Annotated in this window: 13 protein-coding genes; 7 read left to right on the top strand and 6 right to left on the bottom strand. The window is 67.9% G+C overall.

Annotated features, from left to right (window positions below; all coding sequences use genetic code 11):
* Positions 1-166: 166 nt before the first annotated feature.
* Genes IEW22_RS00440 through IEW22_RS00430 form a run of 3 tightly spaced genes read right to left on the bottom strand, consistent with a single transcriptional unit; the run spans position 167 to position 2,768 of the window.
* Entirely contained in the window at positions 167-871 is a 705-nt protein-coding gene (locus tag IEW22_RS00440; RefSeq protein ID WP_229742049.1) for a Maf family protein, read from the bottom strand.
* 2 nt (positions 872-873) lie between these two features.
* The gene (locus IEW22_RS00435) at positions 874-1,143 is read right to left on the bottom strand and encodes an acyl-CoA carboxylase subunit epsilon (protein WP_229742048.1); all 270 of its coding nucleotides are present in this window, start codon (positions 1,141-1,143) and stop codon (positions 874-876) included.
* A complete protein-coding gene (locus tag IEW22_RS00430) occupies positions 1,140-2,768 on the bottom strand; it encodes an acyl-CoA carboxylase subunit beta (RefSeq protein WP_188584607.1) in 1,629 nt (542 codons plus the stop codon). The genes IEW22_RS00435 and IEW22_RS00430 overlap by 4 nt, the downstream gene beginning before the upstream one ends.
* A 79-nt stretch (positions 2,769-2,847) precedes the next feature.
* Here IEW22_RS00430 and IEW22_RS00425 point away from each other — a divergent pair, with 79 nt between their 5' ends.
* The gene (locus tag IEW22_RS00425; RefSeq protein WP_188584606.1) at positions 2,848-3,684 is read left to right on the top strand and encodes a biotin--[acetyl-CoA-carboxylase] ligase; all 837 of its coding nucleotides are present in this window, start codon (positions 2,848-2,850) and stop codon (positions 3,682-3,684) included.
* Positions 3,685-3,775: 91 nt separating this feature from the next.
* Here IEW22_RS00425 and IEW22_RS00420 read toward each other — a convergent pair whose 3' ends face one another.
* Positions 3,776-4,423: a hypothetical protein gene (locus tag IEW22_RS00420; protein ID WP_188584605.1), complete on the bottom strand. Its 648-nt coding sequence runs from the start codon at positions 4,421-4,423 to the stop codon at positions 3,776-3,778.
* A 160-nt stretch (positions 4,424-4,583) separates the two neighbouring features.
* Here IEW22_RS00420 and IEW22_RS00415 point away from each other — a divergent pair, with 160 nt between their 5' ends.
* The 3 genes from IEW22_RS00415 to IEW22_RS00405 all read left to right on the top strand — a co-directional run bounded on the left by IEW22_RS00415 (position 4,584) and on the right by IEW22_RS00405 (position 7,343).
* Positions 4,584-5,180: a PH domain-containing protein gene (locus tag IEW22_RS00415; RefSeq protein WP_229742047.1), complete on the top strand. Its 597-nt coding sequence runs from the start codon at positions 4,584-4,586 to the stop codon at positions 5,178-5,180.
* Between the two features lie 81 nt (positions 5,181-5,261).
* Positions 5,262-5,939 (top strand): response regulator transcription factor, encoded by a 678-nt coding sequence (locus tag IEW22_RS00410; RefSeq protein WP_188584603.1) that lies wholly within the window; start codon positions 5,262-5,264, stop codon positions 5,937-5,939.
* 87 nt (positions 5,940-6,026) lie between these two features.
* Positions 6,027-7,343: a HAMP domain-containing sensor histidine kinase gene (locus IEW22_RS00405; protein WP_188584602.1), complete on the top strand. Its 1,317-nt coding sequence runs from the start codon at positions 6,027-6,029 to the stop codon at positions 7,341-7,343.
* A 29-nt stretch (positions 7,344-7,372) separates the two neighbouring features.
* Here the strand turns inward: IEW22_RS00405 and IEW22_RS00400 are convergent, their stop codons facing one another.
* Positions 7,373-7,975 (bottom strand): GtrA family protein, encoded by a 603-nt coding sequence (locus IEW22_RS00400; RefSeq protein WP_188584601.1) that lies wholly within the window; start codon positions 7,973-7,975, stop codon positions 7,373-7,375.
* 260 nt (positions 7,976-8,235) lie between these two features.
* Between IEW22_RS00400 and IEW22_RS00395 the strand changes: the two genes are divergently transcribed.
* From IEW22_RS00395 to IEW22_RS00385, 3 genes are all read left to right on the top strand, one after another.
* Positions 8,236-9,456 carry a 5-(carboxyamino)imidazole ribonucleotide synthase gene (locus IEW22_RS00395; protein ID WP_229742068.1) on the top strand — a complete coding sequence of 407 codons (1,221 nt, stop codon included), beginning with the start codon at positions 8,236-8,238 and terminating at the stop codon, positions 9,454-9,456.
* A complete protein-coding gene (purE, locus tag IEW22_RS00390; RefSeq protein WP_188584599.1) occupies positions 9,440-9,997 on the top strand; it encodes a 5-(carboxyamino)imidazole ribonucleotide mutase in 558 nt (185 codons plus the stop codon). Before IEW22_RS00395 ends, purE begins: the two co-directional genes overlap by 17 nt.
* Positions 9,998-10,117: 120 nt before the next feature.
* Positions 10,118-11,278, top strand: coding sequence for an acyl-CoA dehydrogenase (locus tag IEW22_RS00385; RefSeq protein WP_188584598.1), 1,161 nt, complete (start codon positions 10,118-10,120; stop codon positions 11,276-11,278).
* A 164-nt stretch (positions 11,279-11,442) separates the two neighbouring features.
* Here IEW22_RS00385 and IEW22_RS00380 read toward each other — a convergent pair whose 3' ends face one another.
* The gene (locus IEW22_RS00380; protein WP_188584597.1) at positions 11,443-12,153 is read right to left on the bottom strand and encodes a TIGR03089 family protein; all 711 of its coding nucleotides are present in this window, start codon (positions 12,151-12,153) and stop codon (positions 11,443-11,445) included.
* Positions 12,154-12,292 lie beyond the last annotated feature (139 nt).

The following is a 12,292-nucleotide window of genomic DNA, read 5'->3' as shown; positions in this document are numbered from 1 at the left end:
CGCCTGTGGGCGCGCCGTCCGGCGTGCGGTCAACTGAGGTGGACAGCGATGTCCACCGGTATTGAGGGTAGTGCGCGCATAGGTGCGGGTGCGTGCCGGTCGGTGTTCGTGTCGATCACAGGATGCTCACGCCGGATGTGACGAGCACTCGTACGAGCGGTGCGTGCTATCGATTCCAGAGTTCGGTGATGTCGACGCCCGCGGTGTCGGCGAGTCGCCGCACCAAAGGCAGGCTGAGCCCGATCACCGAAGAGGGGTCGCCGTCGATCCGCTCGATGAACCAGCCGCCGAGTCCGTCGAGCGTGAACGCCCCGGCCACTTCCAGCGGTTCGCCGGTGTCGACATAGGCGTCGATCTGCGCATCGGTGGGGGAGCCGAAGACGATGTCGGTGGATGCGGTATCGACGATGACGGTCGGCTCGCCGGTGTCCTGCCCGCCGGCGTCCTCCCCGCTCGGGACCGTACCGAGGATCAGGCAGTGCCCGGTGATCAGCTGCGCCGTTTCGCCGCGCATAGCACGCCACTGGCGCCGTGCCACCTCGGCGGTGTGCGGTTTGCCGCTCAGGGTTGCCTCGCGCGCGAGCATCGAGTCGCAACCGATGACCACCACGCGCGTGCCGGCAGGCAGCGCCGGATCGGTTGCCGATGGCAGCCGCGTGAACACCTCACGCGCCTTGGCCTCGGCGAGGGCGGCCACCACCTGCGCTGGGCCGGTGTCACCGGGCAGGGCGTCGACCAGGGCATCCTCGTCGACGTGCGAGACAGCTACCACCGGGTCGATCCCGGCGGCCTGCAGCAGTCGTCGGCGTGCCGGTGAGGCGGAGGCGAGCACCAGCACCGGTGCGGATCGGCCGGGCCCCGGCCCCGTCACGGTCAGCTCCAGGGTTCGCGATTGACGAAACAGGACGGCGAGAACCCGCCCTGACGGCGTAGCCGGTCAGACGGCGAGCCCCACTGGTCGCGGGCACGGCCCGGATGGGTGCGTTCGCCCGATGCGGTGCCCGCCGAGGCGAACAGGGCGGTGATCACCGCGACGTCGGCGTCGGTGGGGTTGCCGGCGACGATGCGCAGCAACGGCTGCCCGGGTGTCGGTGTCTCGCCGGATGTGTGCTCTGGGTCCACGATGTTCTCCTGCGCGCTCACAGCGGGATGTTCCCGTGCTTCTTCTGCGGCACCGACACGAGTTTGCGCTCGAGCAGTCGCAGCGCGGTGGTGATCTGGCCGCGGGTGTGGCTCGGCGGGATCACCGCGTCGACGTAGCCCCGTTCGGCAGCCACATACGGGTTGACGAGGGTGTCCTCGTACTCCTGCTGCAGCTCCACGCGCAGCGCGTCCACATCCTCACCGGCCGCGGCGGCCTCCTTTAGGCGCGCGCGATAGACGAAGCCGACGGCACCGGACGCGCCCATCACGGCGATCTGTGCGGTGGGCCATGCGAGGTTCACGTCGGCACCCATGTGCTTGGACCCCATCACGTCGTAGGCGCCCCCATAGGCCTTGCGGGTGATGACCGTGATCTTGCCGACGGTCGCCTCACCGTAGGCGTAGAGCAGCTTCGCGCCGCGACGGATGATGCCGTTGTATTCCTGGTCGGTACCCGGCAGGAATCCGGGCACGTCGACGAGTGTGACGATCGGGACGTTGAAGGCATCGCAGGTGCGGACGAAGCGCGCGGCCTTCTCGGAGGCGTTGATGTCGAGGCAACCGGCGAACTGGGTCGGCTGGTTGGCCACGAGGCCCACGCTGCGGCCGTCGATACGACCGAAACCGCAGATGATGTTCTGTGCGCGCTCGGCCTGCACCTCGAGGAAGTCGTCGTCGTCGAGGATCCGGCGGACCACCTCGTGCATGTCGTAGGGCTGATTCGGCGAATCGGGGATGAGCGTGTCGAGCTCGAGGTCCTCATCGGTCAGCGACTCCTCGATCGACCCGGTGATCGGATCCGATGCCGGCAGTCGCGGCGGGTCGGCGCGGTTGTTGCTGGGCAGGTAGCCGAGCAGGTCGCGGACGTAGTCGAGAGCGTCGTCCTCGTCGGAGGCCACGTAATGGGCCACCCCGGAGCGGCTCATGTGGGTGTGGGCACCGCCGAGATCCTCCATCGTGACGTCCTCGCCGGTCACGGTTTTGATCACGTCGGGGCCGGTCACGAACATCTGGCTGGTGCCGTCGACCATGATCGTGAAGTCGGTGAGCGCGGGGGAGTAGACGTGACCGCCCGCCGCGGCGCCCATGATCAGCGAGATCTGCGGGATGACACCCGAGGCCTGCACGTTGCGGTGGAAGATCTCGCCGTAGAGCCCGAGGGAGACCACACCCTCCTGGATGCGCGCCCCGGCGCCGTCGTTGATGCCGATCAGCGGCCGCCCGGTCTTGAGCGCGAGGTCCATCACCTTGACGATCTTCTCGCCGTACACCTCGCCGAGGCTGCCGCCGAAGACCGTGGAGTCCTGGCTGAAGATGCAGACCTCGCGGTCGTCGATGGTCCCGTAACCGACCACCACACCGTCACCGAGCGGCCGCCGGTCGGCCAGGCCGAAGTTGGTGCTGCGGTGACGCGCGAGCGCGTCGATCTCCACGAAGGAGCCCTCGTCGAGCAGTCGGAGGATGCGCTCGCGGGCGGTGTACTTGCCCTTGGCGTGCACCTTCTCCACTGCCTCCTGCCCCACCGGGTGTTCGGCCTGAGACAGTCGATCCTGCAGGTCGGCGAGCTTGCCCGCGGTGGTGTGGATGTCTGGCGTCCCGGACTGGTCGCTGGCGGCTGAGGTCATGGGTGTAGATGCTAACCGCACGTGACCCACGTGACACCACCGGCGGGAGGGTTGTCGATGGCCGCCTAGGCTTTCGGACATGACCGATTCTTCGTCACCCGTCTCGGCCGCGGGCCCAACCGCGCCGGCCCCGGTGGACGCCGAGGCGCTCGGGCGCGCACTCGCCGGCAATCCGCTCGTGCGATCGGTGTCGGTGGTGGAGTCGACCGGATCGACCAACGCCGATCTGCTGTCGGCGGCCGCGACGGGCGACGTCGCCGGTTCGGTACGGATCGCGGAGTTCCAGAGTTCCGGCCGCGGACGCCACGAGCGCAGCTGGGGTGCGCCGCCGCGTACGCAGCTGGCGATGTCGGTGGCGGTGGCTGTGGGTGCCGACGTACCGCCGCAGGCGTGGGGCTGGCTGCCCCTGTTGGCCGGACTCGCGGTGACCGACGCCGTCGCCGGACTCGGTGTGCAGGCCGGGCTGAAGTGGCCCAACGACGTACTGATCGACGGGCACAAAGCGGTGGGAATCCTGGTGGAACTCACCAGCGGTCGCGACGGGATGGTCGCGGTGATCGGGATGGGCGTGAACACCGGACTCGAACCGGAGGACCTCCCGGTGCCGACGGCAACCTCATTGCACCGGCACACCGACGAGCCGGTCGATCGCACAGTTCTGGCCGCGGCCATTCTCGACGCACTCGCCGCACGGTTGGGGCACTGGCCCGACGACCTCGACACGCTCGCCGCGGACTACCGCGCGCGGTCGGTGACCATCGACCGTCGTGTACGCGTCGAACTGCCGGGAGAGCGCGAGATCGTCGGCACCGTCACCGACATCGACCCGTCCGGGCGTGTGGTGGTGACCGACGACGAGGGTGCCGAGCATCAGGTGACCGCCGGAGACGTCACTCATCTGCGTCCGGTGGACTGATCGGGCGACTCCCACTGTGGCGGGAAGTGCCATGGGGAAATGCCGAATCTGTGGGCCTGCGCGAGCACTGCTCCGTCGGCTGACCCGTGGGTCAGCGGCCCTGGGGCCACTGCGTGCACTTCGCGCCGACCGCCTTGATCAGGTAGAGCACCGGGAAACCGATCACCGCGTGCTCGATGGCGGTGGCCAACCCCGTGCGCCAGTCCTCGGAGAGAGCCAGCGGGATGATGATCGCCGCAGCGATCAGCAGGCCGACGATCCAGGTGTAGAACTGATTCGGCGACGGCGTGGTGAGTGCCAGCAGCACCCAGAGCAGACCGCCGAGCAGCGCGCAGAGGAACCCGACCAGCGCGAACCAGTACTCGTCCTGCGCCATCGGATTCCACACGCCGAAGCGGCCGCTGTCGGTGAGGCGTTCGAACACCACCCGGATGATCCAGGCGGCGAGCCAGGCCCCTAGCGCGGTGACCACCGCGGTCGCGATCACGCCGCCGGCGTAGTAGCCGTAGTTCACCTGAGGCGTGCGATTGTTGCCGCCGCTGCCCGAGTCACCGCGGTATCCGGATTGCTGGTATCCGCCCGATTGGTTGTCGTAGCGAGACTGGTTGTAGCCCGACTGGTTGTATGAGGCCGACCGGTAGGCGTCACCGGATCGGCCGCTGCCCCGGTCGGGGGAGTAGCCGGTTTCGTACCGTTGGGTGCGACTGTCGTCCGAATTGTCTTGGTAGCGAGAACTCATCGGGTCTCCCAGGTCGAAGGTGGATGCCCGCAGTCTACGGGTCGGCTCCGACCGGCCGGGGGCCGATCGCTGCTCGGACCCCACCGGCGGCGACAGACGACCGTCCCGACCGGACACCGGGATGCGGCCCCTCGCAGGGGGTTCGGTCTACGGTGCACACGTGGGTTATCCGCAGAGCATCCTGGGGCCGGGCGAACGCGTGGTGGTGCACCACCATCCGCACGTCAAGCGGCTGGTCGCCCCGGTGCTCGGGTTTCTCGTGATCTCGATGCTCGCCGGTGTGGCCGCCGGCCTCGTGTCGGGATCGTCGCTGGCCTCGACCACGCGCGGGGTGCTGTGGCTGGTGATCGTCGGGATCTGGTTGTTGTGTGCGGTTTTCGGCTTCGTGCGGCCATTGCTCAGCTGGCGGAGCACGCATTTCGTGGTCACCGATCGCCGCGTCGCGGCACGGTCGGGAGTGTTCTCGCGTTCGGGTATCGACGTGCCCATCGCCCGCATCACCTGGGTGGAGCTGCGCCAGAGTGTGATCGACCGGATGCTGCGCAACGGCACCATCGTGGTGGAGTCCTCGGCCGCCGATCGACTGGAGTTTCGTGACATCCCCGACGCGCGACGCGTACACGGGTTGCTTCACCGCGAGGTGCTCGAGGGTCCCGCCGACGCCGCTCACGGCGGCGACGGCATGTTCGGCGGCCCGACACCGCAGCAGCCGTTCGACGTCGGCGGGGATCCCGGCCGCCCCGGCGAGCGGTGGTGAGAGCGCGCCGGACATTGACCCGGCACGCGGGAATGTTCGGCTGCGTCGTCTGTCGTTTCGCGACCACGTACCTTATGAGTCGTGACTGACGTACTGCTGGCCGAGGACGATGCCGCGATCGCCGAGCCGCTTGCCCGCGCACTGACGCGTGAAGGCTATGGATGCGAGATCGTGTCGACCGGAACGGCGGCCTACGAGCGTGCCCTCGACAATCGGTTCGAACTGCTGGTCCTCGATCTGGGACTCCCGGAGATGGACGGCCTCGAGGTGTGTCGGCGTGTCCGCGCCGTGCGGCCTGGACTGTCGGTGTTGATGTTGACCGCCCGCACCGACGAGGTCGATTTCGTGGTGGGTCTCGACGCCGGCGCCGATGATTACGTCGGTAAGCCGTTCCGGCTCGCCGAGCTGCTCGCCCGCGTCCGCGCGCTGCTGCGCCGGCGTCAGCCGACCGACGAGGTGCTCGAGGCCGACGGCCTCTCACTCGACCCGGCCGCTCGACGGGTGCTGGTGGAGGGCTCGGAAGTCACCCTGGCCAACCGGGAGTTCGAGCTCCTGCGCTACCTGATGGAACGACCCGGACAGGTGGTCAGCCGCGAGGAGATCCTCACCGAGGTGTGGGGGTCGGCCGATCTGCGGTCGTCGAAGACGCTGGACATGCACATCTCGTGGTTGCGACGCAAGATCGGCGACGACCAGATGAGCACTCGCAGGCGCATCGTGACGGTGCGCGGCGTCGGCTTCCGTTTCGACCCCGAATAGCCCGGGCGAACGCGTCCTCACCCCACACCCGTGTCGACAGTGGGCAGATCCCCGATTCGCAGACCACGAGCGCGAGGCCGGTTCACGATGCAGCGCAGGATCCTGCTGTCGATCATCGGCACGGTGCTGGTGGTCGCGATGGTGCTGGGCATCCCGCTGAGTATCGCGGGCTGGATCGTGGTGGAGGACTCCGCTCGCGAGGACATGAACTCCCGCCTCAAGGCCGTTTCCGGAGAGCTCGTCCGGCAGGAGGAGCCGGTGGGGGTGGTGCGCGAGGGTGCGCTCGACCTCACCCGGTTCCGGCGTGCGGTTCCGGCCAACGGCGTCCTCACCGTCACCTATCCGGTGCCCGGCGGTGGCGAACACACCAGCTCACTGACCGGTGATGATGCGACCGACGGGGTGGGTGCGCGCCCGCTCACCGAGACGGTCGGACTGGGAAACGCGGGGTCGCTCACGCTCAGCGTCGCCTCCGACGAGGTGCGCAGACGGCAGTGGATCACCGTCGCGACGGTCTTCGGCGCGGTACTGGTGTCGATCCTGGTGGGCACGGGAATCGGCGTGGCGACCGCGCGGCGGCTGGCCGTCCCGATGCAGCGGCTCGCCGGGCGGGCCGAGAAGCTCGCCGGCGGCGACTTCCGGTCGTCATGGGAGCACTACGGCATCACCGAACTCGACAGCGTCTCGCAGGCACTCGAGGACGCCAGCAAGGAGATCCGGATGCGGCTCGCGCGTGAGCGCGAGATCACCGGCCAGGTGTCGCATCAGCTGCGCAGCCGGCTCACCGCCATCGGCCTGCGGCTCGACGAGTTGTCGATGCATGCCGACTCCTCGGTGGTCGCCGAGGCCGAGGCGGCCCAGCAGCAGGTCGAGCGGCTCACCGCGGAGCTCGACGAGCTCGTCTCGGTGATTCGCACCACCGATGCCCTCGCAAAGGAACCGGTGGGCGTGCGCGTACCGATCGAGGCGCTGGTCGCCGATTTCGCACCGCTGTTCGCCCGGATGGGCCGCACGTTGCGGCTGCAGATCTCGGGCAGCCCGGCGGCCTGGATCGCGCCGAGTCGGCTGCGTGAGTCGTTGACCGTGCTCATCGACAACGCGCTCAAACACGGCGGCGGAGATGTCACCGTGGACGTCTCCGACCTGCACGACTCGTCGATGATGCGGATCTCGGTGTCCGACCAGGGGCCGGGGATCCCCGACGAGATCGCGTCGATGATCTTCGCCCCCGGATTCTCCGGCGGGGCGTCGTCGGGGCTTGGCCTCACGTTGGCGCGCACGCTGGTCGAGTCCGACGGCGGTCGGCTGGAGGTGACGTCGCGGCGACCCCCGACGTTCACGATCGTCGTGCCGACCGGACCCGGACCCGAGACACCTCGGCGGGCCAGCTCCGAACCGCGCTGAGCGACAGTCTCGCCGGCGTTCGCGCGGGGTCAGGACACCCGGCGGGTCGGACCGTTGTCGTCGCTCTGGGGGGTGTCGTCGGCGGTGTCGGTGTCGGCATCGCGGTGGGACTCGGCACCGGTGTGCAGCGGGATCGGGGCCAGCTCCTCGGCGAGTTCATCGGGGAAGGCGAACTTGCGCAGCGCCCAGAACCGGAACGCCATTTGCAGGATGTTGCCGAGGATGAATCCGAGCACGAAGTCGATCAATACGAGACTGGTGGTGCTCACGCCGTGGCGGATGTCGAAGAGATTGTTGGCCACCCACAGCGGCGCGGCCGCGAGAACCACACCGATACCGCTGATGACGAAGAACAGGATCATCTCCTGATGCGGCTGGCGCCCGCCGCGGTCGCGGAATGCCCATTCGCGATTGAGGAAGTAACTGGCGATGGTGGCCACCACGCCGGAGATGACGCGCGCGATGACGGGTTTGTTCTCCATGAACGACAAGGTCAGCGAGTAGAAGATGGCCATGTCGATGATGAATGTCGTGCCACCGACGATCGCGAATTTGATCAGTTCATGGTGGCGCATCGCGAGACGACGGATCGCCGGCGGCGTGCGGGCTAGCAACCCATCGACGTAGGACACAAACGCTGAGTCTACGAAACGACACCCGAGATAGACGAATGCCGGGCCGCGAAACCACGCGGAAAGGACGCTCGAACGCGGCGAATCGGAGCAGCCGGACCGCTCATGCGACCATGTCAGACGTGAAGACAGAAGACCCGACAGGCGAGAACCGGCGCGCGGTGGTGCAGGGGACCGATGCGAGCGCGGCGACGCCCGGTGGTCGAGACGGCGGGTCGGTCGGCGAGCGCTCCGTTGCGGGCGCCGTCGATGTCGACACGATGCCGACGGTGGTCATGATCGGCGGCGGACAGCTCGCCCGGATGACCCATCAGGCCTCGATCGCACTCGGCGAACGCCTGCGGGTGCTGGCCGGTTCGGCCACCGAACCGGCGGCGCAGGTCTCACCCGATGTGGTGATCGGATCTCACGAAAACCTCGACGATCTGCGCCGGGCCGCCGACGGTGCGGTGGCGCTGACCTTCGATCACGAGGGCGTGCCGGTGGAACTTCTCGCCGCCCTCGAGGCCGAGGGCGTGTCGGTGCTCCCGCCGTCGACCGCGCTGATCTACGCACAGGACAAGCTCGCGATGCGGGTCAAGCTCAGCGAACTCGGACTCCCGGTCCCCGATTTCGCCGATCTCAACGGCCCCGATGCCACCGGCGACCCGGCGGAGGAATTGCGTCGTTTCGGCGAGGCCCACGACTGGTCGATCGTGCTCAAGGCCGTGCGCGGCGGATATGACGGCCGTGGCGTGTGGATCGTCGACTCGGCGGAGGAAGCGATGTCGATGCTCGCGGCGCGAGCCGACGACACCCATCTGATCGCCGAGGCGAAGGTCGACATGCGCCGCGAGTTGTCGGCGATGGTGGCCCGCTCACCCTTCGGTCAGGGAGCGACGTGGCCAGTGGTCGAGACCGTCCAGCGCAAGGGGCAGTGTGCCGTGGTGGTCGCACCGGCCCCGGCGCTGCCCACCGACGTCGCCACCGCTGCCGAGGAGATGGCGTTGCTGCTGGCACAACGCCTGGGGGTGGTCGGGGTAATGGCGGTGGAACTCTTCGAGACCACCGACGGTCGGCTGGTGGTCAACGAGCTCGCGATGCGCCCGCACAACAGCGGACACTGGAGTATGGACGGGGCGGTGACGTCACAGTTCGAGCAGCATCTGCGTGCGGTGCTCGACTACCCGCTCGGCGACACACGACCGCGGGCCCCTATCACCGTGATGGCCAACATCCTCGGCGCCGAGCAGACCCCGCAGATGTCGATGGACGAGCGGCTGCACCACCTGATGGCGCGGATGCCCGACGCGCGTGTGCATCTGTACGGCAAGCAGGAGAAGCCCGACCGCAAGGTGGGTCACGTCAACCTGGTCGCGCCGCTGGATGCGAGCCCCGACTCGGCCGCCGATGTCGCCGAGCTGCGTGAACGCGCCGAACGTGCCGCGTACTGGATGTCGCACGCGATCTGGACCGACGGATGGGATGAGCACAGTGACTGACAGCGCACAGACCGGAGACGTAGCGCAGGACGAACAGGTGAGCGGGCCCCGGGTGGGACTGATCATGGGATCGGATTCGGACTGGCCGACCATGGAGGCCGCCGCCGACGCGCTGGTGGAGTTCGGGATCCCGTTCGAGGTCGGTGTGGTGTCGGCGCACCGCACACCGGTCCGGATGCTCGACTACGCCAAAGGCGCAGCGGCGCGCGGGATCTCGGTCATCATCGCCGGTGCTGGCGGTGCCGCTCATCTCCCCGGGATGGTCGCGGCGGCCACCCCGCTGCCGGTCATCGGCGTGCCGGTGCCACTGAAACATCTCGACGGGATGGACTCACTGCTGTCGATCGTGCAGATGCCGGCCGGTGTTCCGGTGGCCACGGTGTCGATCGGGGGAGCGCGTAACGCGGGGCTGCTGGCCGTGCGCATCCTCGGTGCCACCGATCGGGCGCTCTCGCAGAAGATGGAGGAGTACCAGCTCTCGTTGCAGGAGATGGTGCTGGAAAAGGATGCGGCACTGCGGGACCGGCTGCTCGGCGGCTGAGTCACCGGTTGTCCCGCTAAGCCCCAGGTCGGTCTCGGTTACCCGCGATTAACTTGCGGGCGAGTGCGGTATTAAGCTGATTGGAGACTGACCGTCGCCAACCGTTTCCGAGGAGGAACCATGGCCGGAAACCCCGACTTCGATCTGTTCGGGCTCCCTGAAGAGCATGTCGAACTGCGTAACGCGATCCGCGCGCTGTCGACCAAAGAAATCGAACCGTATGCCCACGACGTCGACGAGAAGTCGCGGTTCCCCGAGGAAGCGCTCAAGGCGCTGGTCGCCTCGGGATTCAACGCGATCCACGTCCCCGAGGCCTACGGCGGCCAGGGCGCCGACTCTGTCGCCGCATGCATCGTGATCGAAGAGGTCGCCCGCGTGTGCGTCTCGTCGTCGCTGATCCCGGCGGTGAACAAGCTCGGCACCATGGGCCTGATCCTCAAGGGGTCCGAGGAGCTCAAGGCTCAGGTGCTTCCCGACATCGCGTCCGGTGAGGCGATGGCGTCCTACGCGCTGTCCGAACGTGAAGCGGGATCCGACGCTGCGAGCATGCGTACCCGTGCGGTGCGCTCCGACGACGGCTGGGTGCTCAACGGCACCAAGTGCTGGATCACCAACGGCGGCAAATCCACCTGGTACACCGTGATGGCCGTCACCGATCCCGACAAGGGTGCGCGCGGCATCTCGGCATTCATGGTCCACAAGGACGACCCCGGCTTCGTGGTCGGACCGCTCGAGAAGAAGATGGGCATCAAGGGATCGCCCACCGCAGAGCTGTACTTCGAGGACTGCACGATCCCGGCCGATCGCATCATCGGCGAGGAGGGCACTGGTTTCAAGACTGCGCTCGAAACCCTCGACCACACCCGCCCGACCATCGGCGCGCAGGCCGTGGGCGTCGCCCAGGGTGCACTCGACCAGGCGATCGAGTACACCAAGGGCCGGCGACAGTTCGGCACCGCGATCAGCAACTTCCAGGGTGTGGAGTTCATGCTCGCCGACATGGCGATGAAGGTCGAGGCCGCCCGTCTGATGGTCTACACCTCGGCCGCGCGCGCCGAGCGTGGCGAGAAGAATCTCGGGTTCATCTCGTCGGCCGCCAAATGCTTCGCCTCCGATGTGGCCATGGAGGTCACCACCAACGCCGTCCAGCTGTTCGGTGGCGCCGGCTACACCCGTGACTTCCCGGTGGAGCGCATGATGCGTGATGCGAAGATCACCCAGATCTACGAGGGCACCAACCAGATCCAGCGTGTGGTGATGGCTCGCGCACTGCTGCGCTGACCGTCGCGCCGACCCTCATCGAGAAGGCCACCGTCATCGAGCGATGACGGTGGCCTTCTCTATTGACCGGCCCTGTCTATTGACCGGCCCTGTCTATTGACCGGCCCTGTCTATTGACCGGCCCTGTCTATTGAGCGGCCCTGTCGATGAGCGCAGGCTCGGTGTCAGTGAAGGATCTTGGTGGCCTTCTCACTCGACGCACGGTCGTTGAGTGTGGCCGGATTCGCGTGAGCCACCTGCACCAGGGAGGCGCCGGCCAGCGGGATCGCCACGAACGTCGACACCAGGTTCTCGCCCTGCTCCCAGTCGCGGTCGGACAGCACCCGGTCGCCCGACGAGATGTTCTGTGCCTTCGTCTCCCGGGCCGCCAGGTCGAGGATCTGGGCGGTGGTGTGGCCGGGCAGCGGCTCGTCGCCGGCCTGCGGGCCGGAGAAGCGATCACCGTGCGCCCGCACCGTGGTGGCGTAGTCGCCGATGCCGGCAGGCAGATCCGAGATCCCCTGGGCGAACGGAGTGAGATCGGCGACGAGGATCTCGTCGGCCTGTTGTGCGTCGATGCGGTCGGCGCTGCAGAATGCCAGCGCCGCGGACGAATCGGACGGTCCGGGCTTGACGTCGCCGCCCACCCACCACGTGCCGAGCAGGATCGCGGCGCTCTGCCAGTGCGTGGGCAGATCCACCGCCACGGCATCCGAGGGCGACAGACCGAACTCGTCGCGAATCATGTTGGCGGTCTTGGCGGCCCAGTTGGCCAGCGTCACCGCGGAGAGCTCGGTGCGCTCGCCGGTGGCGTCGTCGTAGAAGGTCAGCAGTGGCTGGGCCGGGTCATGACGCAGCGCCGGACCGAGGATGGCGTCGGTGAGAGTGGGACTCATAGGTCCATCCATACCCGGTTTCACGGTCTGCGGACAGTAGGCGTGCCATCGCCCGGCCGATGTCGTCGCCGGCGCCGGCTCTGCCGCGCTGGCCGATCTGGTTCACGCCGGGGGTTGGATCCACGTTCACACAGGGTCT

Source organism: Gordonia jinhuaensis (genome assembly GCF_014639795.1).
GTDB lineage: Bacteria > Actinomycetota > Actinomycetes > Mycobacteriales > Mycobacteriaceae > Gordonia_B > Gordonia_B jinhuaensis.
The sequence above is the reverse complement of the archived record's forward strand: the minus strand, read 5'-3'. Positions and strand labels throughout refer to the sequence as shown.